Origin of the sequence: Polaromonas sp. (assembly GCF_043778355.1) — a bacterium.
Classification (GTDB): Bacteria; Pseudomonadota; Gammaproteobacteria; order Burkholderiales; family Burkholderiaceae_C; genus Polaromonas.
This window is the reverse complement of sequence record NZ_JAYWHI010000053.1, coordinates 1-25,775: the sequence shown is the minus strand read 5'-3', so window position 1 is coordinate 25,775 and position 25,775 is coordinate 1. Positions and strand designations below refer to the sequence as shown.

Sequence of the window (25,775 nt, the reverse complement as noted above, 5' to 3'; positions counted from 1 at the left end):
GCCTGAACACTCACGTCAAGCGCGGAGGTCGGCTCGTCACACACCAGAAACTCGGGCTCGGTCGCGAGCGCGCGCGCAATTGAAATGCGCTGGCGCTGTCCGCCCGAGAACTGGTGCGGGTACTTGGGCCCATCCAGCGGCGACAGGCCGACCGACTTGAGCAGCTCACCCACCTTGGCCTTGAGCTCAGCGCCGTCGGTGATCAGGCCGTGTTCGCGCAGCGGCTCACCCACAATGTCCTCGACAACCCAGCGCGGGTTCAGGCTGGCATACGGGTCCTGAAAGATCATCTGGATGCGGCTGCGCAACTGCCGGCCCTGCGGCGTCTTGAAGGCGGCGTGGGCATCCTGGCCGTCGAAAGTCAGGCCACCACGGGTCGGGTTATAAAGCCCCACCAGCAGCTTGGCTACCGTGCTTTTGCCACAGCCGGATTCACCGACCAGCGCCAGGGTTTTGCCTTTTTCGATCTCGAAACTCACGCCATCGACGGCATTGAGCATCAGCCGCGGCTTGCCCTCGATCACCCGGTTCAGCCAGGGCGGCGACACGTCAAAGGTTTTGGCCAGGTCGTGTGCCTGGACCAGAGGTGCTCCGGTGCTCATGCGCTCACCCCCACCGGCACATCGTGCAGCCAGCAGGCAGCGCGCGTGGCACCGGCCGGCAACAGATCGGGCCGCTCCTGGCGGCAATGGTCAAACACCTTGGGGCAGCGCGGGTTGAAGGCGCAACCCTGCGGAATGGCGTTCAGGCGCGGCATGGCGCCGTCGATCTGGTTGAGCCGCTCGCGGTCCAGCGTGATATCGGGAATGGCCGCCATCAGGCCTTCGGTGTAGGGGTGCGAGGGGTGGTTGATGACCTCATGCACCGGGCCGATTTCGGCAATACGCCCGGCATACAACACGGCCACGCGGTCGCAGGTTTCAGCGATCACGCCCATGTCGTGGGTGATCAGCATCACGGCGGCACCGCGTTTTTTGCAGATGTTTTTGAGCAGCATGATGATCTGTGCCTGGATCGACACGTCAAGCGCGGTGGTCGGCTCGTCGGCAACGATCAGTTTGGGCTCGGCGGCCAGCGCCAGGGCAATCACCACACGCTGGCGCATGCCGCCAGAGAACTGGTGCGGAAAATGTTCGATGCGCTGCTCGGCGGCCGGAATGCCGGTGTCCTGCAGCAGCGAAATCGCACGCTGACGCGCTTCGGCATGGCTGACCGGCAAGTGCGCCTGGATGGTTTCGATCAATTGCCGGCCCACGCTGTACAGCGGGTTCAGCGATGTCAGCGGGTCCTGGAAAATTGCGCCTATCTTACGTCCGCGAATGTGGCGCATCTGTTCATAGGGCAGGTTGTCGATGCGCTGGCCTTCGAGCAGAATCTGCCCGCCGCCAATGCGCCCAGGCGGCTCCAGCAGGCCGATGATGGCCGCGCCTGTCAGCGACTTGCCGGCACCGGATTCACCGACCACGCCAAGGATTTCTCCCGGCGCGATTTCAAAGGAAATGTCGTCTAGCGCACGCAGCGTACCGCGCCGGCTGGGGAATTCGACGATCAGATTTTTGACTTGTAAAAGACTCATTGTTTAACGCAATCTCGGATTCAGCGCATCGCGCAACCAGTCACCCAGCAAATTGACGCTGAGCGAAATTGTCACCAGCATCACGCCCGGAAACACGGTGATCCACCACTCGCCCGAGAACAGGTAGTCGTTGCCGATGCGGATCAGCGTGCCCAGCGAAGGCGAGGTCGGCGGCGCGCCCACGCCCAGAAAGGACAAGGTGGCTTCGGTGATGATGGCCGTGGCCACCTGGATGGTGGCCAGCACCAGCACCGGTCCCATCACATTGGGCAACACATGGCGGCGCATGATGCGCAGCGGTGCCACGCCGGTCACGCGGGCGGCTTGTACGTACTCCTTGCTGCGTTCGACCAGGGTCGAGCCGCGCACGGTGCGCGCGTACTGCACCCAACCCGTGAGTGTGATCGAGATGATCAGCACCCCGAGCGCCAGCGAGTCCTGGGCATTGGGGAACAGAGCGCGCCCCACCCCCGCAATCAGCAAGGCCACCAAAATCGCCGGGAAAGACAGCATGACATCGCACAAACGCATCAGGGCAGAGTCGATCCAGCCGCCGTAGAAACCGGCCAGCAGGCCCAAGCCCACACCCAGCACCACCGACAGAACCACCGACGCAAAACCGACAGCCAGCGATACCCGAGCGCCGTACATCAGGGCCGACAGAATGTCGCGGCCCTGGTCGTCGGTGCCGAGCAGGTATTTGGAAGACCCCTCGGCCGACCAGGCCGGGGGCAAACGCGCGTCGCTGAGCTCCAGCGTCGTCAGGTCAAACGGATTGTGCGGGGCGACAAAGCCCGCAAACACCGAACAAAAAATGCAGATCAGGGCGACTGCAGCCGCAGCCATCGCCACCGGGGAGGTGCGAAAGCTGTAGCCGACGTCGCCGTCCCAGAACCGGAAAAGCGCGCTTCTCATCGACAGGTCTACTTGTTGAGTTTGACGAATTTCCAGGGCATGCCGTTGTCGGGCCACTGAACCAGGTCAATGTTTTTCCTGGTGGCCCAGTTGATGGCCTGCTGATGCAGCGGAAGATGGCCCACGTCGTCCTGATGGATCTTCAGCGCTTCTCGGATCATCTCGGTGCGTTTCTTGTCGTCGGTCTCGGACGCCACCAGGCTGGTCAGTTCGTCAACACGCGGGTTGCTGTAAGCGCCCAGGTTGAACTGGCCGCGGCCGCCATCACCCGGTGTGGACAGGATGGGATAAAGCACGTTGTGCGCATCCACGGTGCTCGGCGTCCAGCCCAGCATGTAGAAGCTGGTGTCGCGGCGCAGGATTTTCGGGAAGTAGTTGTTTTTGGTTTCGGCCTCGAGATTGATCTTCACGCCGATGCGCGAAAGATTGGCGGCAACCGCCTGGCAGATCTCGCCGTCGTTCACATAACGGTCGTTCGGGCAATTCATCTTGAGCTCGAAGCCGGCGCCGTAGCCGGCATCGACCATCAGCTTCTTGGCGGCTTCCACGTCAAACGGCAGGCGTTTGGCCAGGTCCGGGGCATACCCGCGAATCTCGGGCGCCAGCAGCGTGGCCACCGGCGTGGCCGCACCACGCATCACGCGGCTTTTGATCGCCTCGATATCGATGGCCTGGTAGAAGGCCTGGCGCACACGTTTGTCCTTGAAGGGGTTTTTGCCCTTGACGCTGGAAAACAGCAATTCGTCACGCTTCTGGTCCATGCCCAGGAAAATCACGCGAAGTTCAGGGCCCTGCAGCACCTTGAGCGCAGGCGCGGCCTTGATGCGGGGAACGTCCTGGACCGGCACCGGTTCCATCACATCGACCTCGCCGGACAGCAGGGCAGCAACGCGCGTGCTGTCGTTGCCAATCACGTTGAAAATCACTTCGTCGACGTTGCCGTCGATCTTGCCCCAATAGGTGCCATTTCGCGAGAAGGTGGTGCGCACATTGGGCTGGCGCTCACGCACCCGGTACGGACCCGTGCCGTTGGCGCGGAAAGACGCTGCGTTTTCAATGCCCTTGCGGCGGTCCACCGGCTTGGTCGCCTGGTTGGTCTCGCACCACTTCTTGCTCATCATGTGCCACTGTGTGAACAACTCGGGCAGGATGGGAAAGGGGTTGTTCAAGACAAAATCAATCGTGTGGTCGTCGATTTTTTTAACTTCCTTGATCTGGCCGACATAACTTTTCATGTCCGAGCCGTCACCTTTGGCGCGCTCGTAACTGAAGATCACGTCGTCGGCGGTGAAGGGTGTGCCGTCGTGGAACTGCACGCCCTTGCGCAGGTTGAAGCGCCAGACCGTCGGTGAAGTCTGTTTCCAGTCGGTGGCCAGCGAAGGTGCCAGCTTGTAATTGCGGTCGCGCGTGACGAGCGGCTCATAAACATTGCCCACCACCGTGAGCTGCAGCGACTCGTTGAGCGAATGCGGGTCCAGCGACTGCGCATCGCCCTGGTTGCCGATTCGCAGCGTCGCGGCGGACGCTACCAAAGTGGTAGCAGCCAGCGTAGTGCCCACAAGGGCTAGTGCTGCTTTTTTCTTGAAGTTCATGGAGTTCTCCTGTGGATGGGAATGTCTTGGGGCTACACGGATAAAGGCATGGACTGCTCGACCAGGCCCGCATGCAAAGCGGCGCCCAGCGGCAGGATGTCGTCGTTGAAATCGTAGCGGGTGTTGTGCAGGAAACAACTGCCGACGCCATTTTCGGCGCCCTGCCCAATGCGCAAATAAGCGCCCGGCTTGACCTGCAGCATGAAGGAAAAGTCCTCAGCGCCCATGCTGGGCGCCATGTCGCGCACCACATGGTCGGCGCCAACCAGGCTTTCGGCGACGTCGGCGGCAAACACCGCTTCGTCATAGGAGTTGACGGTAGCGGGATAAATGCGCTCGTAATGCACCGACGCCGAGGCACCAAAACCCAGCGCGACGGCACTGCACAACTCGCTGAGCCGGCGCTCCACCATGTCCTGCACGTCCGGGCTGAAGGTGCGCACCGTGCCAACCAGCGACGCCTTGCCGGGCACCACGCTGAAGGCCCCCATGTCGCCGGCCTGCATGGCGCAGATGCTGATCACCGCGCTGTCGATCGGGTTGGTATTGCGCGACACAATGCTCTGGATCGCCGTGATGATGTGCGCCGACACCACCACCGGATCGACTGTCATGTAGGCGTGCGCGCCATGACCGCCGCGGCCGTTGATGTCGATGGTGATGCGGTCGGCCGCAGCCATCATCGGGCCGGGCCGGATGCCGATGGTGCCCGGCCGCATCGACGGCCAGTTGTGCATGCCGTACACGGCCTGCACTGGAAAACGGTCAAACAGGCCGTCCTCGATCATGATGCGGGCGCCGGCAAAACCCTCTTCGCCGGGCTGGAAGATCAGCACCGCCGTGCCGTCGAAGTTGCGGGTGGCGGCCAGGTATCGCGCTGCACCCACCAGCATGGTGGTGTGGCCATCGTGGCCGCAGCCGTGCATCAGACCGGCTTTGGACGACTTCCAGGCGAACTCGTTGTGCTCCGTCATCGGCAAGGCGTCCATGTCGGCACGCAGACCAATCATGCGGCCGCTGCTGCTCTGGCGCCCTTTGATGACGGCCACCAGACCGGTCTTGCCGATACCTGTGTGGATTTCGTCGACCCCACAACGCTCCAGCGCCTCACGGACGCGCGCGCTGGTGTAGACCTCTTCAAAGCCAAGCTCGGGGTGCGCATGCAGGTCACGCCGGAACGCCGTCAATTCTGGATGGAATTCGGCGATCTGGGCAAACACGCGGCCATTGGCCCTGAGCGACGGAGCGGGACGCGGTGCCAGCATCAGTGGCCTCCGGCGTTGCCTACGCGCAAGCGCGGGTCGACAGCGAAATACAGCAGATCCACCACCAGGTTGATGACCACAAAGATCAGCGCAATCAGGCACAGGTAGGCAGCCATCACCGGAATGTCGGCAAAGGTCACGGCCTGGATGAAGAGCAGGCCCATACCGGGCCACTGGAACACCGTCTCGGTGATGATGGCAAAGGCAATCAGGCCGCCCAGTTGCAGGCCGGTGATGGTCATCACCGGCACCAGGGTGTTCTTCAGCGCATGACCGAAATGAATCGCGCGGTTGGACAGGCCACGGGCACGCGCGAACTTGATGTAGTCGGTGCGCAGCACCTCCAGCATCTCGGCACGCACCAGCCGCATGATCAATGTGAGCTGGAAGATGGCCAGCGTCACCGCGGGCAGCACGATGTGGTGCCAACCCTTGAGCGTCAGCAAGCCGCTGCTCCACCAGCCCATCTGCACCACCTCACCGCGCCCGAAACTGGGGAACCAGCCGAGACCGACCGCGAAGACCAGGATCAACAGGATACCGATCAGGAAAGTCGGCAGCGACACGCCGAGCAGCGACACCGTCATCAGCAACTGGCTGAAAAAAGTGCCCCGGCGCAGGGCCGCATAGACACCCATGGGCACACCGATCAGCAGCGCCATCAGGGCCGCGACCAAGGCAAGCTCCAGCGTGGCCGGAAAACGCTCGGCGATCAGGCGTGACACCTTGGCACCCTGACGCAGACTCAAACCGAACTCGCCTTGCACGGCGTTGACCAAAAAGTGACCGAACTGCACGAAAAAGGGCTTGTCCAGCCCCAAATCAGCGCGAAGTTGCCGAATCTGATCGGGCTGCGCGTCCTGTCCAAGCAAGAACACCACGGGGTCGCCCACGTACTGGAACAGCATGAAAGCCAGAAAAGCCACCGTGACCATGACGATCACGGCCTGGAACAGGCGACGGAGAATGAATGCGAACATCGTGCTGGTTTTTTAATCGAGAGCCGATGCTATCAGAGCAAACAACGTGCCGACATCGGGTTTACTTTAGGTTTAAAGATATTATTTTGCACCCTGTATGGTGTCAAAAAAAAGAGCCCCAGAGGGCTCTTTTGGCAGCATCCCCTCTAACGAGGCTCAGTTGACCTTGATCAGACGCCAGTCCAGACGGTTGTCGGCGCGGTGAGTCACGTCGATATTTTTCTTCATGGCCCAGGGAATGATCTGGTTGTGCAGCGGCAGGTGCGAGACCGTGTCGTTGCTCAGTTGCAGGCCTTCGGTCAGGAAGCGGTTGCGCACTGGCAAGTCGGTTTCGACCTTCACCCGGTCCACGATGATGTCCATGCGCGGATTGCTGTAACGGCCGACGTTGTAGTTGCCGTCGCCGCCCGTGCCCACGCTGCGCGTCAGCGACTGCAGGCTGTACAACGCGTCAAAGGTCGGCACGCCCCAGCCCAGCATGTAGATGCTGGCTTCATAACGCTGGATCATCGGGAAGTACGTCACCAGCGGCAGCGTGCGCAGCTTGGCCTTGACACCGATACGCGACCACATGGCGGTCACGGCCTGGCAGATTTCCTCGTCGTTGATGTAGCGGTTGTTCGGGCAGGCGAAATCGACCTCAAAACCACCAGGGTAGCCCGCGTCGGCCAGCAGCTTCTTCGACGCCTCGGGGTCATACGGGAAGCGCTTGTGCACGCCCTCCGTCCAGCCGTTGACCTGCGGCGCCACGAGGGTGCCGGTCGCCTGTCCCAGGCCGCGCAGCGTCACCCGTACGATGCTGTTGATGTCGATGGCCTGGTACAGCGCCATGCGCACACGCTGGTCCTTAAGTGGGTTTTTGCCCTTGACATTCGAGCCAGGCAACTCGTCGCGGAACTGGTCCATCCCCAGGAAGATGGTGCGGCTTTCGATGCCATCAATCACCTTAAGGTTGGCATTGCCACGCAGGCGCGCCATATCTTGCGGGCTCGGGTCCAGCACCAGATCAACCTCTCCGGACAGCAGCGCGGCCACGCGCGTCGCTTCGGACTTGATCGGGGTGTAAATGATTTCGGTCACATTCGAAGGGATGGTGCCCCAGTAGTTGGGGTTCTTGACCAGCACCAGCTTCTGGTCGGGTTGCCATTCCTTGACCATGAACTGGCCGGTTCCCATGGCGTTGCGGTGCGCGTAGGTTTCATCCTTGGCGCGGATGTCTTTGGGTTCGACGGACTTGTTTTTTTCCGCCCAAGCCTTGCTCATGATGCGCAGTTCGGTCAACTGACTCAGCAGCACCGGGTTCGGGCCTTTCATCATGAAGTCAACCGTGTTGTCGTTGACCTTGACCACCCTGTCGATGCCTTGGGTATAAACGGCGTAATTCGAGGTCTTGGCCATGGCCCGTGTGATCGAATAAACCACATCGTCCGCCGTGAACGGTGTGCCGTCACTGAACTTCACGCCCGAGCGCAGGGTGAACCGGACCTGCGTCGGCGAAATATCGCGCCAGGCGGTCGCCAGTTGGGCTTCGGGCTTGAACGTCTGGCTGTTGTAATAAACGAGCGAATCGTAAATCGCGGCATGCACGCCGTTACCCAGCGCATTGTTCTGGGAATGGATGTCCAGCGTGGGGATATCGCTGGCACTGGACCATTTAAAAGGCTTGGCTTGTAACGCCGGTGCGGCAACCAACACCGCAAGAGCGGCCGCCGACCAGGCAAGCTGTTTGAATTTCATGAAAACTCCTCGTCAATTGAAAGACCGCTACTATGCAATAAGCGGGCCGGGACGGCATCAGGGCTTTCCTTCACCCTCCGCAATGCGGCGGCTACTTCAGGCGCCCAAAAGTCCCGACGGTGACAGGACCGTACCAGGCCTGGGTGGTGCTGCGGGTGTTGTCGCTGTCGGTCATGATGCCTATGCCCACCAGCGCGCCTGGCGCCTCACCAAAGGCCTTTTCATAGTCAGCGCGGATGTTGCGCTCGTAGTCCACCCACTGGCGCAGCTTGTCCGAGCCGGACTCCACCACCAGTTTGCGTATGCGGTCGGTGCGCGGATTGACAATCACACTGCCTCGCGAGCGCGTGTTGCACCACACATACATCAAGGTGGCGTAAGGCATTTCCTCCCCTGTCAGCGCGCGCGCCAGCTCTGACAGCATGGCGTTTTTGGTGGAGAACTTGCTTCGGTCACCTTCAAAGGCGAGCACGATGCGCACCGGCGAGTCATCCGTTTCACGCAAGGCCATGTCCGCCTGCGCGATCAGGTCTGGCACCTTCCATGAAAATCGCACACTGCCCAGCTCCTCAGGCTCGATGCGCACCACCTGGCGCACCATGCTGGCGGACGATGCCGAATGAGCGACCATGGCGTCGCGCCCATCCTTGCGGACGTAGCTGAAATGGCTGGGCTGTTTGCCGGGCAGTTTGTAGTGCTGCCAGGCGGTTGCATCTGTCGCAGCACTGGATGCAATGGTCCAGGGCGTGATCGCCAGACCGGCCTCCGCCACAGGCCCTTCGGACGCCGGGGGCGGCGACGCACAGGCTGCCAGCTGAAACACAGCCACAACCGCCCACACTCTTGCTGCGCTACCAAACATCGGGATACCTGGTTAAAACGATGCCGCGAGTATAGGCAGCGCTTCTGACAATCGCCTACTGGCCATCTGAACGACGTCAGGCAAGAGGCTCCTGAACTGCGGGAAACCTGCGGGCAAGAAAAAAGGTCCAGACCTTGCGATCTGGACCTGTAAATCCACCCTTTCAGGGATGGAGGAGACAAGCATTGCATGAAAACATTTGCATGTTCGTGCGATGATTTCAGTATAGCGGAGCCGTGTTGCACCGCAGCAATAATCTGTTGTGAAAAATGAACATTTACAGCGTTTTATCCAACTATTTCTGGTTTTAAAGGATAGAGATTTATGGAATGCACAGTGAGTTGGACCGGCCCAAATACTTCCGGCGGCACAAGCGGCACGCCAGGCTCGGCAATGAGTTTTCTGGCCACCACCGGCAGCGGCCACACGCTGGTCATGGACGGCGCGCCGGATGCCGCCAAACCGGAAAACGGCGGCGCCAACCTCGCGCCCCGCCCGATGGAAACCGTGCTGGCCGGCACCGGCGGATGCACCGCTTATGACGTGGTGCTGATTCTCAAGCGCGGGCGCCACGACGTACGCGGCTGCACGGTCAAGCTCAGTTCGGAACGCGCCGAAACCGACCCAAAAGTCTTCACCAAGATACAGATGCATTTTGTGGTCACCGGGCGCGGCATTCCGGCCAGCGCCGTGGAGCGCGCAATTGCCATGAGCCACGACAAATACTGCTCGGCGACCATCATGCTTGGCAAGACCGCTGACATCACCACGAGTTTTGAGCTGATTGAAGCCTGACTTCAGACCAAATTGCCGTTTAGCCCATGCTCAGTAGGCGTTGGCAGCTATCAAAAAAGGAGCGCGTCAGCTCAGATGTAATGCGCCGTCGTGGTCATGACCTTGGCCGACGCCCGCATCAGGGCCTTGACGGGTGCCGGCAGATCGAGGCCGCCGGCGCCCTGTGCTTCCTGGGCATGGCGCGCTTCATCGTCTTTCATCTGCGCCACGATGGCACGCGAGGCGTGATCGCCCAGCGGCAGGCGTTCCAGGTGGCTGGCCAGATGCGACTCGACCTGGCGCTCGGTCTCCACCACAAATCCCAGGCTGACGCGGTCCCCCAGCCGCCCGGCCAGCAAGCCCAGACCAAAAGCGCCGGCGTACCAGAGCGGGTTGAGCAGCGAAGGCCGGGCACCCAGTTCATCGAGCCGTTCGCGGGTCCAGGCCAGGTGGTCGCCCTCTTCCTTGCTGGCCTCGATGAAATGCTGGCGCAGCACCGGGTTGTTCGTGCTCAGCGCCTGCGAGGCATACAGCGCCTGAGCGCACACCTCACCCACATGGTTGACACGCATCAGCGCGCCGGCCAGCGCCTTGTCTGCGCCCGACAGCGCCGTTATTTGTCCGGACACAGTGGGGCAGTTGCGGCTCGCATGCGGTTTGGCAAACAGCGTGCGCAGGGCACTGTCGGCGGCGTTGAGCAAGGTATCCATGGCGTGTTTATTTCGTGTCGGGAACAGAGAGGGCAGACAGCAGTTTATCCACCAGGATTTCAAGCCTTCGCATACGCTCAGCGAGTTCTGCATCTGTCATGGGTATTGCCACAGCGGCGCTGGCACCGCTGGAGGCGCTCGCAGCCTCAGTCCACGGTGTCAGACGGGCCACCGACTCGCCGCGCCGTGTAATGGAGAACACCTCGCCACGCTCAACGGCGGCAATCACCCGTGAAAAGTTCTGATTGGCCTCTCGCAGCGAGATCGACTGGTGGGGCATTGAAGGACGAACATGGTTAGGAATGAAAAAAAGCTTTTTTGGCCGCAGCCTCGATCAATGTACTACATTTTGTAGTACAACTTGGAGGCCCAGCGCGTCATGCCAGCTTGGCCGCAGCCACAAAAAGATTTGTTGCAGGTGTGCAACGGAAATGTATTTAGCGGGCTAATTCCTTTGCGTAAGCTTCCGGCCTCTGGTGCAATACACACAACTTCCTAAATGGAGGTTGGCCCGGGGATCCAAAATCCTGGAGCCCTATGTTTAACCTTGGAGAAACTCGCAATGAAAAAATCCCTAGTTGCTCTGGCTGCATTCGCGGCTGTTGGCGCTTTCGCTCAGTCTTCTGTGACCCTGTCCGGCAACATCAAAGGCGGCGTTGCACAGACCAAATATTCCAACGGCGCAGCACCTGCTGTAAATGGCAATGGCCTCAGCGTTTCTGACGGCTCTTCGCGCTTCATCATCGGTGGCACTGAAGACCTCGGTGGCGGCCTGAAAGCTGTATTCCAGATCGACACCCGTTTCCGTCTTGACGACAACGGTGCTGCTCCTACTGCAAGCCCCCTGGCTACTGGTAACACCTTCGTCGGCCTGAGCGGCGGCCTGGGCATGATCCAGATCGGCAAGATGGACACCCACTACTGCCTGGGCACCGACCAGCACGGCGCTCGCGCCACGGCTCTGCAAGCTTCCAGCTGCGGTCTCCTCGGTTTTGTCAATGGTGGTGGTGCTGCTCAAGCTATTGCCAATGCCAGCCGCTCGGTCAACATGATCCGTTACACCACACCTAACTTCTCTGGCTTCCAGGGTCAGGCCAACTACAGCACGGCCTTTCAAGGTTCGGAAGGCGCCCCTGGCCAGGCTGGCAAAGGTCGTGCAATACAACTGGGCCTGAACTACGGCAACGGCCCCCTGAAGGCCGGCGTATCGTTCTGGGATGCTGAGTCTGAAAGCCGCGTCGCTGGTGCAGCCCGTGGCGACCAGGAAGCCGGTACCGCGTTCATCAACTGGGACTTCGGCGTGGCCACCGTTGGCCTGACCTATGACAGCTCGGAAATCAACGGCGGCGTCATTGGCGGCGCCGCTGCTGAAAACCGTCGTCGCGCTTACTCCATCCCTGTGACCGTGCCGCTCGGCGCTGGCACCTTCCTGTTCACTTACACCAAGGCACGTGACGTCAAGTTGAACGGCGCGACTACTGCCAACACTGGCGCTTCGCTGTTCTCCGTCGGCTATGACTACGCCCTGTCCAAGCGCACGTCGCTGGGCGTGTCGTACGCCAAGCTGAACAACAAGTCGGCTGCCGGCTACGCTCTGTACACCCAAGGTTCTCTGAACGGTACGCCTAACAACGCCGTCGGTCAGGATGCCGCCCAGCTGTACCTCGGCGTTCGCCACGCTTTCTGATCCCCGGCTGGCTTAAGCCAGCTTGAGATTCAAAGCTCAAAAGCCGCCAAGTCTTCGGACTTGGCGGCTTTTTTATTTGAACCACGCTTCGTGGATGTGACCAAGGGGGCAGGTGGTCTCGATGCCGTCCCAAACCCCACTATCATCGAAGGCAGGAAGTGAGTCCATGAAATCGCCCGCAAAAAAAACACCTCTGCCAGCAACGGTCGGCCTCCTGCCGGCCGACTACCTTAAAAAAATCCTGACCGCCCGCGTTTACGACGTGGCGGTGGAGTCTGGCCTGGAACCCGCAAAAAACCTGGGCAAACGCCTGCACAACACGGTGCTGCTCAAGCGCGAGGACCAGCAACCGGTGTTCAGCTTCAAGCTGCGCGGCGCTTACAACAAGATGGCGCACCTGAGCCCGGCCCAGCTCAGGAAAGGCGTGATCTGCGCCTCGGCCGGCAACCATGCGCAGGGCGTGGCGCTGGGCGCGCACAAGCTCGGCACGCGCGCAGTCATCGTGATGCCGGTGACGACGCCGCAGGTCAAGGTCGATGCGGTCCGGGCACTCGGCGGCGAGGTGATCCTGCACGGCGACAGTTACTCGGACGCCCACTTGCACGCGCTCACGCTGGAGAAAAAAAGCGGCATGACCTTTGTGCACCCGTTTGACGATCCGGACGTGATTGCCGGCCAGGGCACGATCGCCATGGAAATCCTGCGGCAGATCCAGACCATCGGCAAAGGCTCGCTGGATGCGGTGTTTGTCGCCATTGGCGGCGGCGGCCTGATCTCCGGCGTGGCCAACTACATCAAGGCGGTCCGTCCCGAGGTCAAGGTCATCGGCGTGCAGATGAGCGACTCCAACGCCATGGCGCTGTCGGTGGGCGCGGGTAAACGTATCACCCTGCCCGATGTCGGCTTGTTTGCCGACGGCACGGCGGTCAAGTTGGTCGGCGAGGAAACCTTCCGCATCAGCCGCGACCTGGTTGATGAATTCATCACGGTGGACACCGACGCCGTCTGTGCCGCGATCAAGGACGTGTTCATCGACACCCGCAGCATTGTCGAGCCCTCGGGTGCCATGAGTGTGGCCGCCATCAAGCAATACGTCGCCACGCACAAGACCAAAGGCGAAACCTACGCGGCGATTTTGTGCGGTGCCAACATGAACTTCGACCGCCTGCGGTTTGTCGCCGAACGCGCTGAGGTCGGCGAGGAGCGCGAGGCGCTGTTTGCGGTGACGATTCCGGAAGAGCGCGGCAGCTTCCGGCGTTTTTGCGAGCTGATTGGCGAGCTGCCCGGCGGCCCGCGCAGCGTCACCGAGTTCAACTACCGCATCAGCGACGCCAGCCAGGCCCATGTGTTTGTCGGCCTGACGACGCACGGCAAGGGCGAGAGCACAAAAATTGCCAACAACTTCAGCAAGCATGGTTTCAAGGCGTTGGACCTGACCCACGACGAACTGGCCAAGGAACACATTCGCCACATGGTGGGCGGCCACACCGCGCTGTCAAAAAACGAACGCCTGCTGCGTTTTGTTTTTCCCGAGCGGCCCGGTGCGCTGATGAAGTTTTTGTCGACCATGCAACCGGGCTGGAACATCAGCCTGTTCCACTACCGCAACCAGGGCGCCGACTATGGCCGCATCCTCGTCGGCCTGCAGGTGCCCAAGGCCGACAACAAGGCCTTCAAGGCCTTTCTCGACACCCTGGGCTACCCGCATGTGGAGGAGACCGATAACCCGGTCTACCGGCTGTTTCTGCAGTCCTGACCAGCCTTGCCATGACTGCTGCAGGGACCAACTCTTCATGCCCGCGCTGCGGCGCCGCTTTTCGCTGCGGCATGGTCGGCGGAGACGCCGAATGCTGGTGCGTCACGCTGCCCCATATCATGCCGGTGCCGTCCAACATACCTTCCCCAACAGGCATGCCTGAAGCCTCCTGCTTTTGCCCCGCCTGCCTCCAACAGATCACCGATGACCGAAAAAACTCTTCTCCTGCCCGCAATTGAAACCACCGCCGACGCCGCACTGGCGGCGCGACTGCAGCACCGGATCGACAACAAGACCAAGCCCCTGGGCGCCCTCGGCCAGCTCGAATCCCTGGCACTGCAACTGGGTTTGATCCAGCGCAGCGAAGCCATCCGCCTCGATGCGCCGCAGATGGTGGTGTTCGCCGCCGACCACGGCATCGCCAGCGAAGGGGTGTCGGCCTTCCCGCAGGCCGTGACGCTGCAAATGGTCGGCAATATGCTGGCCGGCGGCGCCGCCATCAATGTGTTTGCGCGTCAGCACGGCTTTGCGCTGCAGGTGGTAGACGCGGGGGTCGCCGCCGAACTGGCCGATCACCCACAACTGCTGCAGCGAAAAATCGCAGCCGGCACCGCCAACCTCTGCGAAGGCCCCGCGATGTCGATGGTGCAAGCCGTGCAGACCTTGCACACCGGCATGGCCGTGGTCAAAGATTTGCCCGGCAATGTGGTGGCCTTCGGCGAAATGGGCATCGCCAACACCTCGGCCGCGGCGCTGCTGCTGGCCCGGCTGGCCGGGCTGCCACTGGCCGATGTGGTGGGACGCGGCACAGGCCTTGACAATACACAACTGGCCCACAAGCAGGCCGTGCTCACGCGGGCGCTCGCCCACCACGCCGACGTGCACGAGCCGCTGGCCGTGCTGGCTGCATTGGGTGGTTTCGAGATCGCGATGATGGCTGGCGCCATGCTGCAAGCCGCCAGCGAGCGCCGCGTGGTGCTGGTCGACGGTTTTATCGCGGGCGCTGCCGCGTTGGTCGCGTGCGCCCTGCTGCCGGCCGTCAAGGACTACCTGGTGTTTTGCCACCGCTCGGCCGAGCGCGGCCACCACCTGTTGCTCGCGCACCTGCAAGCCACACCGCTGCTGGACCTGGACATGCGCCTCGGCGAGGGCACGGGCGCACTGCTTGCCTGGCCGCTGCTGCAGTCCGCATCCCTCTTTCTCGACGAGATGGCGAGTTTCGATTCGGCCGGGGTCAGTGGGAAAACAGGGGCATGAACGTCGTGGCCGATTTGGTGACGCCCCCGTTCCCGTGTTGTCATCCCGGACGTGATCCGGGATCCATGCGGCATGTACCCGCAGGTGCAGTGATCCAGCATGGATTGCGGGTCAAGCCCGCAATGACAAGTCCTGCCGGTGCCAAGCCATGAGCAGCTTCCTGCGTCATTTCCTGCTCGCAGTCCAGTTTTTCACCCGCATCCCGGTGACGGGTACGCTGGCAGCCTGGGTCGGTTACAGCCCGGCCATGCTGCGCGCCAGCGCCGCGCATTTCCCCGGCATTGGCTGGCTGGTCGGGGCTGTCGCGGCGGGCGTCTATGCCCTGCTGGTGGCGCTGCTGCCCCTGAGCCTGTTCACACCGCTGGTGGCCGCTGCACTGTCCACCGTCGCCACCGTGCTGCTGACCGGCGCCTTCCATGAGGACGGCTTGGCCGACGTCAGCGACGGTCTCGGTGGCAGCGGCGATGCGCCACGCGCGCTGGAGATCATGAAGGACTCGCGTGTCGGCGCTTTCGGCGCGCTGGCGCTTGTGCTGGTGCTGGGCTGCAAGCTGGCGCTGCTGGCCTTGCTGGGCTCGCTGGAAACCGAAGTGCCAGACAGCGACCCGGCGACGTACGAACTGGACCCCTGGCTGGTACCTGCCGCGCTGTTTGCCGCCCACGTCGTCTCGCGCGGCTTGCCGCTGCTCTTGATTCGTGTGCTGCCGCACGTGGGCGACCCCGCCACGTCCAAGTCCAAACCGCTGGCCGACCAGATCACCCTGGGCAGCCTGGGTGCCGCTTTTTTATGGTGTTTCATGGCACTGGCCCTTGCCAGTTATGCGCTGGACGCTATTACATTGATAGCAGCTTGCAGCTTTGCCGTGATCGCGCTGCTGTGGATGGGACGGCTGTTCACGCGCCGCCTGGGCGGATTCACCGGCGACTGTCTGGGCGCCACCCAGCAGGTCTGCGAAATCGCCTTCTACCTTGGCCTGGCCGTCGGTTTGTAAACATGTTGGCATCTATCCCGTTCGTCCTGAGCTTGTCCTGCCCTGAGCTTGTCAAAGGGTCGAAGGGCATGCGCCAAACCCACGACAAGCTTCGACGAGCTCAGCCCGAACGGTGTGACGGATGACCCTCTGGCTGGTCCGCCACGCGCCTGTGCTGCTGGCGCCCGGCTGTTGTTACGGCGCGCTCGACGTCGCGGCCGATGCCGCAGCCACTTCGGCAGCCGCGCTCGCCCTGGCAGACGTCCTGCCGAAGGGCCTGCGCGTCAGCACCTCACCGCTACAAAGATGTGAGCAGCTTGCGCAAGCCCTGCATGGGCTGCGGCCCGATTTGATGCTTGCATCCGACGCCCGGCTGCGCGAGATGAACTTCGGCAGCTGGGAAGGCCGGCGCTGGGACGCCATTGCCCAAAGCGAATTTGACGCCTGGACCGCCGACTTTGCCGGCCATGCCGTCGGTGACCATGGCGAAACTGTGCACGCGGTGATGACACGCGTGGGTGAAGCCTTCGACGAACTCAGGGATGATGCCGACGCGGTGTGGATCACCCACGCCGGCATCATCCGCGCCGCGCAGTTGCTGGCCCAGGGCATCCGTCAGATCGAGCGCGCCGACCAGTGGCCGCTGGACGCGACAGCCTGCGGCCAATGGCGCACACTTGCGCTATCGTTGAAGCATTCCCGCTGAGGCAACACAGGCAAGACCATGGCAGCAACACTCGACGGACAACTGGTGGTGGCGATTTCATCACGCGCGCTGTTCGACTTTGAAGAAGAAAACCGTGTCTTCGAGGACGGCATGGTGCAGCCGCCCATGCCCGGCGCAAAAAAAGACACGGCCTACATGCAGCTGCAGCTTGATCGGCTCGATGTGCCGGCCAAACCCGGTGTGGCTTTTTCGCTGGTCAAAAAACTGCTTGCGTTCAACCAAGCACCCGACAACCTGGACCCTGCCGACGGCGCAGCCAAGCTGGCGCAGCGCGTCGAGGTCGTGATCCTCTCGCGCAATGACCCGGTCTCGGGCATGCGGGTGTTCCGCTCGGCCCAACATTACGGCCTGAATATCCAGCGCGGCACCTTCAACCGGGGCGAGGCGCCGTGGCGCTACCTGAAGCCGCTGCATGCCAACCTGTTCCTCTCTGCCCACCTCAGCGATGTGCGCGACGCACTGGCGGCGGGCGTGCCGGCTGCGCAGGTCTATCCGCAATCCGCGCACGCCAGCGACAAACACCCGAACGAGGTGCGTATTGCCTTCGACGGCGACGCGGTGATTTTTTCGGACGAGGCCGAACGTGTGTTCCAGTCGCAGGGCCTGTCGGCCTTCCAGGCGCACGAACGCGCCAAGGCCGCCCAACCGCTGCTGGCCGGGCCGTTCAAGCCGCTGCTCGAAGCGCTGCACCGGCTGCAGCAGGTCGGCACCTCGCACATGCGTATACGTACCGCGCTGGTCACCGCACGCAGCGCGCCGGCGCACGAACGGGCGATCCGCACACTGATGGACTGGAACATCGAGGTCGATGAAGCGATGTTCCTCGGCGGTCTGGCCAAGGGCGAGTTTCTGCGCGAGTTTGAACCTGACTTCTTCTTCGACGACCAGACCGGCCATGTCGATTCAGCCTCGCAGCATGTGCCCTCGGGCCATGTGGTCAGCGGCGTGTCGAATCAGCTGTCGTGAGAGCTTGAGCCTGTCATGGCGGGCTTGACCCGCCATCCATGACTCCGTCTCGCAAAAATTGTCGGGGCAGCGATGGATCCCGGATCGCGTCCTGGATGACAGACAAGTCAGCGGCCCTGAAACTTCGCCGGCCGCTTTTCCACGAAGGAACGCACACCCTCCGCCGCGTCTTCGCTGCGTGACAGCCCCTGCTGCACGGCGATGAAGTCCTGCATGGCAACCAGCGGGCCCTGCTCCACCGCCTTGAGTGCATTCCTTCGTGTTGCCACCACGGCCAGCTGCGCCTGCGCCGCAATCACCCCGGCAATGCGCAAGGCCTCGCCCAGCACCTGTGCGGCGGGCACGACCTTCTGCACAAAGTTCAGCCGCAGGGCCTCGGAACTGCCGAACTCGTCACCCGTGAGCAGATGCAGCAACGCATTGCCCAGGCCGGCGCGTTCAGCCATGCGCAGGGTCGCGCCGCCGGTGGCCATGATGCCGCGCTTGACCTCCAGTTGCGAGAACCGGCAGTTATCAGCCGCCACCACAATGTCGGCGGCCAGCATCAGCTCGATGCCCAGCGTGTAGGTGATGCCCTGCACCGCCACCACCATGGGTTTGCTGCGGCGCCGGTAACCGTCCATGCCCAGATTCAGGGGGTCGACCAGCCCCAGTGGCACGGCTTTTTCGCCGCGCTGCATCAGCGGCGCAATCGTCGGCAGGTCCAGCCCTGCAGTGAAATGATCGCCGATCGCATGCAGCACGCCAACGCGCAGCGCCGGGTCGTCGTCGAGCCGCGTGTACGCCTCGCCAAGTTCACGGAACATCTTCGGCGTGAAGCCGTTGCGCTTGGCCGGGCGGTTGATGGCGATCAGCAGCAGCGGGCCTTGCACCGTGCAGTCGACGCTGCCCTCAGGCGGCGGAGGGGAAGAAGGTGTGTTCATGGAACCATCCTAGCGCTGCCGCCTCACACAACGCATCACCCGCGCGACAGTCACAGCACTACACTGACACACATTCCCCGCTCAAGAAGGACACACCCATGGTCACGACAGCTCCGGCCGCCACCGCGTCCGGCAAATTCGCCGCCTTCAAGGACTTCTGCCGAAAAACCTGGGCGCTGACGCGGCCTTACTTCCAGTCGGAGGAAAAGTGGAAGGCACGCGGCTTGTTGCTGGCCATCGTGTTGCTGAACCTGGCTGCGGTCTACATGCTGGTTTTGCTCAACGAGTGGAACCGGGTCTTCTACGACGCGGTACAGGAGAAAAACCAGCCGGTGTTCTGGGAGCAGCTCGGCCGTTTCACCTACCTGGCTTTTGCCTTCATCATCATTGCGGTTTACCGCTTTTACCTGACGCAGTTGCTGGAGATTCGCTGGCGCGCGTGGATGACCGGGCACTACCTGCAGCGCTGGCTGGCCAACAAGGCCTTCTACCAGATGGAGCTTGCCCGGTATGCGCCTGCGGGTACGCAGCCAGCCACACCCGACAACCCCGACCAGCGTATTCAGGAAGACCTGAACCTGTTCACCACCTACTCCATCTCGCTGAGCATGGGCCTGCTCAACGCCGTGGTCACGCTGCTGAGTTTTGTCGGGATCCTGTGGAGCCTGTCGGGGCCGTTTGCCTTCACCCTGGGCGGGAGCAGCTTCAACATCCCCGGCTTTATGGTCTGGATGGCGGTGCTCTACTGCGCAGTCGGCAGCATCATCACGCATTACATCGGCCGGCCGCAGATCCGGCTCAATTTCCTGCAGCAGCGCTACGAAGCCGACTTCCGCCACCACCTGGTGCGAGTGCGCGAGTACAGCGAGTCGATTGCGCTGGACAAAGGCGAGGCGGTCGAACGGGCGCAACTGGACAGCCGCTTCTCCACGGTGCTGGCCAACTACCTGACGCTGATCAGGAAGCAGAAAAACCTGATCTGGTTCACCAACTTTTTCGGTCAGGCGGCGGTGGTGTTTCCCTTCATCGTTGCGGCACCGCGCTTTTTCAGCGGCGCCATCCAGCTCGGGCAACTGATGCAGATCGCCTCGGCCTTTGGGCGAGTGCAAGACTCGCTCAGCTGGTTTGTCGACAACTACAGCAACCTGGCGGCCTGGCGCGCCACCACCGACCGCCTGACCAGTTTTGAAGATAGTTTCAGGGCCCTGACCCATACCCAGCAAGCACAAGCAGCTATGAATTCAGTAGCAGTTCATGCCTCATCCGGGACGCTGGATACTCAGGATCTTACGTTGGCCCTGCCGACTGGCAGCGTGCTGCTGGCCGGGCTGGCACTGCACGCCGAAGCCGGTGACACCGTGCTGATCAAGGGCCCCTCGGGCAGCGGCAAATCGACGCTGTTTCGCGCGCTGGCCGGCATCTGGCCCTTCAGCCGCGGCCGTACTTCGTTGCCGGCCAATACCATGTTCATTCCGCAGCGACCCTATTTTCCCAACGGCAGCCTGCGCGACGCATTGGCCTACCCGCAGCCGGCCGGAAGCTACAGCGACGAGGCCCTGCGGCAGGCGCTGCATGACGCGTTGCTGCCGCAACTCGGTGACCGGCTTGACGACGAGGACGCCTGGAGCCAGAAGCTGTCGGGCGGCGAGCAGCAGCGCCTGGCGATCGCACGCGTGCTTCTGAAAAGGCCGTCCTGGGTGTTCGCCGACGAGGCCACCAGTGCACTCGACGAAGCGGCCGAAAAAACCTTGTATGAACGGCTGGTGGCGCAGGTCAGGCAGGCGGGCGGCGCGCTGGTGTCCATCGCGCACCGGCCGGCGGTCGCGGCATTTCATGACAAACAATGGGAGCTGGAGAAACTGCCCGAAGGCTCGCCGGCGCTGTATCAGCTCAAGGAGACCCGGTTGTGAGTTGGCCAGCGGCGTACGCCGCATAGCCCCGCGCACGCAGCTCACATGCCGGACACGAGCCACAGCCATAACCCCAGGCGTGGCGGTGTTCGCGGTCGCCCAGGTAGCAGGTGTGGGTGTGTTCGATGATCAGTTGAATCAGCGCGGGACCGCCCAGCGTCTCGGCCAGGGCCCAGGTCGCAGCCTTGTCTATCCACATCAGCGGCGTGTCAATCAAAAAACGTTTGTCCATGCCCAGCGACAAGGCCAGTTGCATGGCTTTCATGCTGTCGTCGCGGCAGTCGGGGTAGCCGGAAAAGTCTGTCTCGCAGACGCCGGTCACCAGCACCTGCAAATCGCGCCGGTAGGCCAGTGCTGCCGCCAGCGTCAGGAACAGCAGATTGCGCCCTGGCACAAAGGTGTTGGGCAGGCCCGAACTTTCCATTTTGAAAGCCGTGTCACGCGTCAGCGAGGTCTCGCTGACCTGGCCCAGCACCGCGAGGTCCAGCACATGGTCCTGGCCCAGCTTGTCAGCCCACTGCGGAAACTGCGCTCGCATCTGCTGCAGCACCACCAGCCGCGCCTGAAGCTCCACGCTGTGGCGCTGGCCATAGTCAAAGCCCACGGTTTCCACACGTTCGTACCTGGCCAAGGCCTGGGCCAGGCAGGTGGTGGAGTCCTGGCCTCCTGAAAACAGAACAAGCGCGGTGGTATGCATGGGAAGAGAAATCAGCAGACTACAAAGCGGCTATTGTGCCTCGCGCAACCCGATCAGGAGTTGATCGAGCGCGTAATTGCAGTCCGCCGGGCCTCGCTGGCAGAACTGCGCCACCGGTCCCACCTCAATCACACTGTCGGGCTGGCCCGGTCGCAGCACGCGCAGTTGCCCGCCCTGCGGCGCAAGCACCGTGTAGGTAGGGTACTGCTCGCTGATTTTTGCGCTGATCAGGCGCTCCCAGGAAGGCGGTGACTGCGAGCAGGCCCACAGCAAAACGCAGGCCAGGCCGATCCCGCACCCGCGCAGCAAAAGCGCCATGCCTAAAACCGGTAGTTGGCCGACAGCGACAGCACGTAGTTGCGCCCCGCTGCCGGTTCAAAGTAGCGGCCATTGCCCTCGTTGACGATGACCGAGCCGGCGTACTTGCGGTCCGTCAGGTTGTCCACACGCGCTGTTGCGGCAATGTTCCATCGGTCCAGCGCCAGCACATAACCCACATGCGCACCCAGGCTCACAAAAGATGCTGCGGCATCGGTGTTGACATCGTTGACCGCAACGCTGCTCAGGTAACGTGCGTCGACCCCGGTGCGCCAGCCGGTGGGCGGGCGCCAGCCCAGTTCCATGGCCAGGGCATGGCGCGCGGTGCCTGGGATGCGGTTGCCCGCCGGGACCCGGCCGGCCGGACACAGATTGGCATTGACCGGGCAGACAAAAGCATCCTGGTAACGGGCATCCAGCACCGTGTAGGAGACTTGCGCCAGCCAGTGACGCGCGGGTGTGATGCTGGTCGCCAGCTCCAGCCCGCTGCGGCGTGTGGCACCCGCATTCTGGAAGGTGCTGCGCCCGCCCACATTGCTTTGCGTGACGATTTCGTCCTGGGTCGCGGTATGAAAAATCGCGGCTGTCGCCTCGATGCGCGTGGCTACACCGGGCAGGGTGCGCCATTTGACACCGGTCTCCAGGTTGTCACTGCGGGAAGGGCGCAGCGCGAAGTTAAGTCCGGTTCCGACGGAGCGGTAGGCCAGTTCATTGAAGGTCGGCGTTTCGAAACCACGACCGGCTGCCGCGTACACTCGCCATTGCTCCGACGGGGCATAGGTCACACCCGCAGCCGGCAAGGTGGCGCTGTAGCGCACGCTACCGCTGTCATTGCCGTTGGTCCCGACGATGTAGTTGTCAGCGGAGTTAAAACGCACCAGGCTGTGGCGCACACCGGCATTGACAGTCCAGCGTGCATCCGGTTTCCAGGTCGCCTGAACATAAGGATCCAGACTGGTGACCCGGTTATCTTCCTCGCGCCGCAACGCACCCTGCACGCCCAGCGTGGCGCCCTGAAAATTCTGCCAGCCACGCCGTGTTTCGTTCATCGTGTCATAAGTCAGGCCGCCGACGATCTCCAGCGGTTTTTGTGCCATCAGCGTGCGGGTTGTCCAGCGCGCATCGAGACCGCCGTAGCTTCGCGCCAGGCCGATCACGCCGCCGGGATGTAGCGGGTTGGCCTGCACGCCCGTCGGAATCGCCTGAAATTGCGTGGTGGCCCGCTCCCCGCCATACACCATCAGGCGCAACTGGTTGTCGCCGTCCACCCGCTGCTCGTACACCGCGCCGATCTGGCTCTGGCGCACGGTCTTGCGGGTATTGAAGGTGGTCGCTGAAGCATCGGCACTGCGCGGCGCGGTATCAAACTGTGCGCGGCTCAGGCCCAGGGGGTCGTCAGCCCGCATCGACAGCGTATTGGCCAGCAGGGTCAGCTTGCGGTCGTCGCCCAGCGCCCAGTCGAGCCGCACATTGGCGCCCTCACGCTCGGCGGCGCTGTGTTCGCGAAAGCCATTCGTGCTCAAACGTCCGGCGCTGAGCACGTAGCCGAGCGAACCCGCCGAACCGCTGGCCTTGACGTCCGCGCGCCGCAAACCATACGAGCCTGCCGCCACACTGCCGCCCAGCACCGGGCTGCCCTGGCCTTCTTCGGTGAAGACCTGCAAAACACCGCCCGACGAGTTGCCATACAGCACCGAAAACGGGCCGCGCAGGACTTCCAGCCGGCCGACCGAGGCCAGGTCGATGTGCGAGAGCTGCCCTTGGCCGTCCGGCATGGTCGCAGGTATGCCGTCCACATACAGGCGCACGCCGCGCACGCCGAAGGTCGCGCGCGCACCGAAGCCGCGCACCGACAACTGCATGTCCTGCGCCTGGTTCAGCCGGTCCCGCGCCAGCAGGCCGGGGACCAGCGCCAGACTCTCCGACAAGTTGACCTGCGCCCGGCCATCGCCGCGAATTCGCTCGCCGTCCAGCACATCGACAGACGCCGGGACCTCGAAAGGCGGCACTTCGGTGCGTGTGGCGGTGACATTGATCGGAGCCAGCAGCTGGGCCGAGGCCGGGACACCCAGCAAACAGGCCACGGCCAGGGCCGCAGCGCGGTGGGACGAGCGGGGACAGTGGGATTTCATGTTTTTCTCCTGTGCAGCGGTATCAGAAGGCGTGACCAGCCCGCAGCGGCGGGTCATGGCGCGGTCACTGAAATCTGGATTGAGGCATACCAGGCGGAAAGATCGTCGATCTCCTGGTCAGTCAGCGGCTTGGCGATCACGCTCATCACATCGTTTTGGCGTTTGCCGCTTCGGTAGTTCTTGAGCTGCTCCACCAGGTAGATCGCCGGTTGTCCGGCCAGGTGCGGCGCATTGGGCAACTGGCTCAGCCCCAGCGGGCCATGGCAGGTGGCGCACATGCCGGCTTTGGCTTTACCCGCCACCGGATCGCGCGCCTGCGCGCCTGAGCCGACCCCCGTCGCCAAAATAACCCACAGCAGCACACGCGCCGGGGATTGCGTTTGAAAACTCACCATGCATGCTTTCAAAAAAAATAGCAGGCACAAACATCCGCCAGGGCCTGCCGTGTGACTAAACGAGGCCGACCCCGCGCAGTTCACGCAGGATGCGGCCATGAACCATGCTTATTGGCCGGTGTAGCTGATGCGGTAAAGCGCACCGGCAAAGTCGTCCGACACCAGGATCGAACCATCCGGCAGGTTGGCCACGTCCACCGGGCGGCCACGGTACTGGCGAGTTTCCGGATCAAGCCAGCCGTCGGCAAACACCTCGGTCTTGTCAGCCGAACCATCGGCCTTCAGGCTGGTGAACAGGAGTCGCGCACCGATCGGCTCGGTGCGGTTCCATGAGCCATGCTGCGCGGAGAAAAAGCCGCCTTGGTATTTGGCTGGGAATTTTTTGCCGGTGTAAAAAACCATGCCCAGGTCAGCCGCATGGGCGTCGGTAAGAACTTCGGGATGGGTCACATTCGATGGCATGGGATCCTTGTCGTAGCCGTGCTCGGTGATGCGCGTCTTGCCCACAATCCAGGGGTAACCAAAAAACTGACCCGCCTTGGTAATGCGGTTGATTTCGCCGGCAGGGATCAGGTCGCCCATGCCGTCGGTCTGGTTGTCGGTGAACCACAACTCGCTGTTCTTAGGGTTGAAGTCCATGCCCACCGAATTGCGGATACCCCGCGCATACACCTCCCGCTTGCTGCCGTCGAAGGCGTTCATACGGAGAATGCCGCCGATGCCGACCTGGTCGTAGAGTTTGAGCTTGTCGCGCGGCTGCACGTTATGCGGTTGGCCCAAAGTGACGTACAGCATTCCGTCCTTGCCGACCCGGCAGGTACGGGCACCGTGGTTGTAGCTTTCCTCCTCGGGGGGGATCAGTTTGCCCTGGCCCACCACTTCAATGACGGCCACGTCCGGGCCTTCATAGAAGAACTCGGCCGCCGGGAAATTGAGCACACGATTGTGCTCGGTAACGACAAGAAATCCGTCCTTGGTCCAGCAGACACCGTTCGGATTGCTGAACTTGAGCGAGGGCGCGAAGGACTTCACCTCGGTCGCCATCTCGCCGCTGTTGCGGTTAGTCACGGCCCAGACAGTGGTTTTTCGGGTCCCGACAAACAGCATGTTGGTGGACGGCGCCACGGCCATATGCCGGGCGTCCGGCACGATCGCATACAGCGCAATTTTGAAGCCTGGCGGGAGCTTGACGCGCTTGAGGTTCTCTCGGATGGCGTCCGCATTGGGGCCAGTTTGCGGAACCACTGGAATATTCAGGTCCGTTGTCGCGACCTTCATCTGCTTAAGCTTGTCCAAGTTGGCAGGTGGCGCGACTTGTGCCGCAGCCAGTCCGACCATACCCATCCCCACAATTGCAAGTAACAGATGTCTTGTTCTTGTGCTCACAACAGTCTCCTCGAAGTAACAAGCACTGATTTTTCACAGGGGACGATTCACCTGTGCAGCACCCTTGTCGATGCTAGTGGTGCCCTTTTTTTTTGGCAAGCCAGCGCCGGCCGAATTCGCCTCTTGGCTTAAGCATTAACCCTAGGGAAGGTCTGATCAAGTCGTGATTTGACCGAAGAGCAGCGGATGATCAACGCGAAAGCGGTCCGTGACACCAGAATCTGCTGTTCTGACGGCTAC

General features: G+C 62.3%; 25 protein-coding genes. 9 read left to right on the top strand and 16 right to left on the bottom strand.

The window, feature by feature from the left end; all coding sequences use genetic code 11:
- From ACH2CW_RS08850 to ACH2CW_RS08815, 8 genes are all read right to left on the bottom strand, one after another.
- On the bottom strand, positions 1–602 hold a 602-nt coding region (locus tag ACH2CW_RS08850; RefSeq protein ID WP_395057190.1), incomplete at its 3' end, for an ATP-binding cassette domain-containing protein.
- Positions 599–1,576 (bottom strand): ABC transporter ATP-binding protein, encoded by a 978-nt coding sequence (locus ACH2CW_RS08845; RefSeq protein WP_395057188.1) that lies wholly within the window; start codon positions 1,574–1,576, stop codon positions 599–601. The genes ACH2CW_RS08845 and ACH2CW_RS08850, both read right to left, overlap by 4 nt.
- A 3-nt stretch (positions 1,577–1,579) precedes the next feature.
- On the bottom strand, positions 1,580–2,491 hold the full coding sequence (locus ACH2CW_RS08840; protein WP_395057186.1) for an ABC transporter permease: 912 nt from the start codon (positions 2,489–2,491) through the stop codon (positions 1,580–1,582).
- Positions 2,492–2,499: 8 nt separating this feature from the next.
- Positions 2,500–4,083 carry an ABC transporter substrate-binding protein gene (locus ACH2CW_RS08835; protein WP_395057184.1) on the bottom strand — a complete coding sequence of 528 codons (1,584 nt, stop codon included), beginning with the start codon at positions 4,081–4,083 and terminating at the stop codon, positions 2,500–2,502.
- A 32-nt stretch (positions 4,084–4,115) separates the two neighbouring features.
- A complete protein-coding gene (locus ACH2CW_RS08830; protein ID WP_395057182.1) occupies positions 4,116–5,348 on the bottom strand; it encodes a M20 aminoacylase family protein in 1,233 nt (410 codons plus the stop codon).
- On the bottom strand, positions 5,348–6,328 hold the full coding sequence (locus ACH2CW_RS08825; RefSeq protein ID WP_395057181.1) for an ABC transporter permease: 981 nt from the start codon (positions 6,326–6,328) through the stop codon (positions 5,348–5,350). The genes ACH2CW_RS08830 and ACH2CW_RS08825 overlap by 1 nt, the downstream gene beginning before the upstream one ends.
- A gap of 156 nt (positions 6,329–6,484) precedes the next feature.
- Complete coding sequence (locus tag ACH2CW_RS08820) at positions 6,485–8,065, bottom strand: ABC transporter substrate-binding protein (protein WP_395057179.1); 1,581 nt, start codon at positions 8,063–8,065, stop codon at positions 6,485–6,487.
- A gap of 91 nt (positions 8,066–8,156) precedes the next feature.
- Entirely contained in the window at positions 8,157–8,894 is a 738-nt protein-coding gene (locus ACH2CW_RS08815; protein WP_395057177.1) for a DUF3047 domain-containing protein, read from the bottom strand.
- A gap of 357 nt (positions 8,895–9,251) precedes the next feature.
- Between ACH2CW_RS08815 and ACH2CW_RS08810 the strand changes: the two genes are divergently transcribed.
- A complete protein-coding gene (locus tag ACH2CW_RS08810; RefSeq protein ID WP_395057175.1) occupies positions 9,252–9,722 on the top strand; it encodes an OsmC family protein in 471 nt (156 codons plus the stop codon).
- A gap of 71 nt (positions 9,723–9,793) precedes the next feature.
- Here the strand turns inward: ACH2CW_RS08810 and coq7 are convergent, their stop codons facing one another.
- Positions 9,794–10,411, bottom strand: coding sequence for a 2-polyprenyl-3-methyl-6-methoxy-1,4-benzoquinone monooxygenase (gene coq7 / locus ACH2CW_RS08805; protein WP_395057174.1), 618 nt, complete (start codon positions 10,409–10,411; stop codon positions 9,794–9,796).
- Between the two features lie 7 nt (positions 10,412–10,418).
- Positions 10,419–10,691 (bottom strand): type II toxin-antitoxin system Phd/YefM family antitoxin, encoded by a 273-nt coding sequence (locus ACH2CW_RS08800; protein WP_395057172.1) that lies wholly within the window; start codon positions 10,689–10,691, stop codon positions 10,419–10,421.
- Between the two features lie 282 nt (positions 10,692–10,973).
- On the opposite strand from ACH2CW_RS08800, the gene ACH2CW_RS08795 reads away from it, so the two are divergent.
- The 7 genes from ACH2CW_RS08795 (at position 10,974) to ACH2CW_RS08765 (ending at position 17,774) form a co-directional block, all read left to right on the top strand.
- Entirely contained in the window at positions 10,974–12,098 is a 1,125-nt protein-coding gene (locus ACH2CW_RS08795; protein WP_395057170.1) for a porin, read from the top strand.
- 166 nt (positions 12,099–12,264) lie between these two features.
- Entirely contained in the window at positions 12,265–13,854 is a 1,590-nt protein-coding gene (gene ilvA / locus ACH2CW_RS08790; RefSeq protein WP_395057168.1) for a threonine ammonia-lyase, biosynthetic, read from the top strand.
- Between the two features lie 11 nt (positions 13,855–13,865).
- Positions 13,866–14,093, top strand: coding sequence for a cysteine-rich CWC family protein (locus ACH2CW_RS08785; protein WP_395057166.1), 228 nt, complete (start codon positions 13,866–13,868; stop codon positions 14,091–14,093).
- Positions 14,059–15,111 carry a nicotinate-nucleotide--dimethylbenzimidazole phosphoribosyltransferase gene (cobT, locus tag ACH2CW_RS08780; RefSeq protein WP_395057165.1) on the top strand — a complete coding sequence of 351 codons (1,053 nt, stop codon included), beginning with the start codon at positions 14,059–14,061 and terminating at the stop codon, positions 15,109–15,111. The genes ACH2CW_RS08785 and cobT overlap by 35 nt, the downstream gene beginning before the upstream one ends.
- A gap of 148 nt (positions 15,112–15,259) precedes the next feature.
- Positions 15,260–16,102, top strand: coding sequence for an adenosylcobinamide-GDP ribazoletransferase (locus ACH2CW_RS08775; protein WP_395057163.1), 843 nt, complete (start codon positions 15,260–15,262; stop codon positions 16,100–16,102).
- Between the two features lie 121 nt (positions 16,103–16,223).
- On the top strand, positions 16,224–16,787 hold the full coding sequence (locus ACH2CW_RS08770; RefSeq protein WP_395057161.1) for a histidine phosphatase family protein: 564 nt from the start codon (positions 16,224–16,226) through the stop codon (positions 16,785–16,787).
- 18 nt (positions 16,788–16,805) lie between these two features.
- Positions 16,806–17,774: a 5'-nucleotidase gene (locus tag ACH2CW_RS08765; RefSeq protein WP_395057159.1), complete on the top strand. Its 969-nt coding sequence runs from the start codon at positions 16,806–16,808 to the stop codon at positions 17,772–17,774.
- Positions 17,775–17,881: 107 nt separating this feature from the next.
- Here ACH2CW_RS08765 and ACH2CW_RS08760 read toward each other — a convergent pair whose 3' ends face one another.
- The gene (locus ACH2CW_RS08760; protein WP_395057157.1) at positions 17,882–18,697 is read right to left on the bottom strand and encodes a crotonase/enoyl-CoA hydratase family protein; all 816 of its coding nucleotides are present in this window, start codon (positions 18,695–18,697) and stop codon (positions 17,882–17,884) included.
- Between the two features lie 98 nt (positions 18,698–18,795).
- Between ACH2CW_RS08760 and ACH2CW_RS08755 the strand changes: the two genes are divergently transcribed.
- On the top strand, positions 18,796–20,607 hold the full coding sequence (locus ACH2CW_RS08755) for an ABC transporter ATP-binding protein/permease (protein ID WP_395057155.1): 1,812 nt from the start codon (positions 18,796–18,798) through the stop codon (positions 20,605–20,607).
- Here the strand turns inward: ACH2CW_RS08755 and queC are convergent.
- The 5 genes from queC to ACH2CW_RS08730 form a co-directional block, all read right to left on the bottom strand.
- Entirely contained in the window at positions 20,588–21,304 is a 717-nt protein-coding gene (queC, locus tag ACH2CW_RS08750) for a 7-cyano-7-deazaguanine synthase QueC (protein WP_395057153.1), read from the bottom strand. The genes ACH2CW_RS08755 and queC overlap by 20 nt on opposite strands.
- A gap of 30 nt (positions 21,305–21,334) precedes the next feature.
- A complete protein-coding gene (locus ACH2CW_RS08745; RefSeq protein ID WP_395057151.1) occupies positions 21,335–21,622 on the bottom strand; it encodes a hypothetical protein in 288 nt (95 codons plus the stop codon).
- A gap of 2 nt (positions 21,623–21,624) precedes the next feature.
- Entirely contained in the window at positions 21,625–23,754 is a 2,130-nt protein-coding gene (locus ACH2CW_RS08740; protein WP_395057149.1) for a TonB-dependent receptor family protein, read from the bottom strand.
- A gap of 53 nt (positions 23,755–23,807) precedes the next feature.
- Positions 23,808–24,149 carry a c-type cytochrome gene (locus ACH2CW_RS08735; protein WP_395057147.1) on the bottom strand — a complete coding sequence of 114 codons (342 nt, stop codon included), beginning with the start codon at positions 24,147–24,149 and terminating at the stop codon, positions 23,808–23,810.
- 108 nt (positions 24,150–24,257) lie between these two features.
- Positions 24,258–25,493, bottom strand: a complete 1,236-nt coding sequence (locus ACH2CW_RS08730; RefSeq protein WP_395057192.1) for a PQQ-dependent sugar dehydrogenase — start codon at positions 25,491–25,493, stop codon at positions 24,258–24,260.
- Positions 25,494–25,775 lie beyond the last annotated feature (282 nt).

Coding starts and splice junctions, on each gene's coding strand:
- ACH2CW_RS08845 (WP_395057188.1), bottom strand. CDS start 1,576: ATGAGTCTTTTACAAGTCAAAAATCTGATCGTCGAATTCCCCAGCCGG.
- ACH2CW_RS08840 (WP_395057186.1), bottom strand. CDS start 2,491: ATGAGAAGCGCGCTTTTCCGGTTCTGGGACGGCGACGTCGGCTACAGC.
- ACH2CW_RS08835 (WP_395057184.1), bottom strand. CDS start 4,083: ATGAACTTCAAGAAAAAAGCAGCACTAGCCCTTGTGGGCACTACGCTG.
- ACH2CW_RS08830 (WP_395057182.1), bottom strand. CDS start 5,348: ATGCTGGCACCGCGTCCCGCTCCGTCGCTCAGGGCCAATGGCCGCGTG.
- ACH2CW_RS08825 (WP_395057181.1), bottom strand. CDS start 6,328: ATGTTCGCATTCATTCTCCGTCGCCTGTTCCAGGCCGTGATCGTCATG.
- ACH2CW_RS08820 (WP_395057179.1), bottom strand. CDS start 8,065: ATGAAATTCAAACAGCTTGCCTGGTCGGCGGCCGCTCTTGCGGTGTTG.
- ACH2CW_RS08810 (WP_395057175.1), top strand. CDS start 9,252: ATGGAATGCACAGTGAGTTGGACCGGCCCAAATACTTCCGGCGGCACA.
- coq7 (WP_395057174.1), bottom strand. CDS start 10,411: ATGGATACCTTGCTCAACGCCGCCGACAGTGCCCTGCGCACGCTGTTT.
- ACH2CW_RS08800 (WP_395057172.1), bottom strand. CDS start 10,691: ATGCCCCACCAGTCGATCTCGCTGCGAGAGGCCAATCAGAACTTTTCA.
- ACH2CW_RS08795 (WP_395057170.1), top strand. CDS start 10,974: ATGAAAAAATCCCTAGTTGCTCTGGCTGCATTCGCGGCTGTTGGCGCT.
- ilvA (WP_395057168.1), top strand. CDS start 12,265: ATGAAATCGCCCGCAAAAAAAACACCTCTGCCAGCAACGGTCGGCCTC.
- ACH2CW_RS08785 (WP_395057166.1), top strand. CDS start 13,866: ATGACTGCTGCAGGGACCAACTCTTCATGCCCGCGCTGCGGCGCCGCT.
- cobT (WP_395057165.1), top strand. CDS start 14,059: ATGACCGAAAAAACTCTTCTCCTGCCCGCAATTGAAACCACCGCCGAC.
- ACH2CW_RS08775 (WP_395057163.1), top strand. CDS start 15,260: ATGAGCAGCTTCCTGCGTCATTTCCTGCTCGCAGTCCAGTTTTTCACC.
- ACH2CW_RS08770 (WP_395057161.1), top strand. CDS start 16,224: ATGACCCTCTGGCTGGTCCGCCACGCGCCTGTGCTGCTGGCGCCCGGC.
- ACH2CW_RS08765 (WP_395057159.1), top strand. CDS start 16,806: ATGGCAGCAACACTCGACGGACAACTGGTGGTGGCGATTTCATCACGC.
- ACH2CW_RS08760 (WP_395057157.1), bottom strand. CDS start 18,697: ATGAACACACCTTCTTCCCCTCCGCCGCCTGAGGGCAGCGTCGACTGC.
- ACH2CW_RS08755 (WP_395057155.1), top strand. CDS start 18,796: ATGGTCACGACAGCTCCGGCCGCCACCGCGTCCGGCAAATTCGCCGCC.
- queC (WP_395057153.1), bottom strand. CDS start 21,304: ATGCATACCACCGCGCTTGTTCTGTTTTCAGGAGGCCAGGACTCCACC.
- ACH2CW_RS08745 (WP_395057151.1), bottom strand. CDS start 21,622: ATGGCGCTTTTGCTGCGCGGGTGCGGGATCGGCCTGGCCTGCGTTTTG.
- ACH2CW_RS08740 (WP_395057149.1), bottom strand. CDS start 23,754: ATGAAATCCCACTGTCCCCGCTCGTCCCACCGCGCTGCGGCCCTGGCC.
- ACH2CW_RS08735 (WP_395057147.1), bottom strand. CDS start 24,149: ATGGTGAGTTTTCAAACGCAATCCCCGGCGCGTGTGCTGCTGTGGGTT.
- ACH2CW_RS08730 (WP_395057192.1), bottom strand. CDS start 25,493: ATGGGTATGGTCGGACTGGCTGCGGCACAAGTCGCGCCACCTGCCAAC.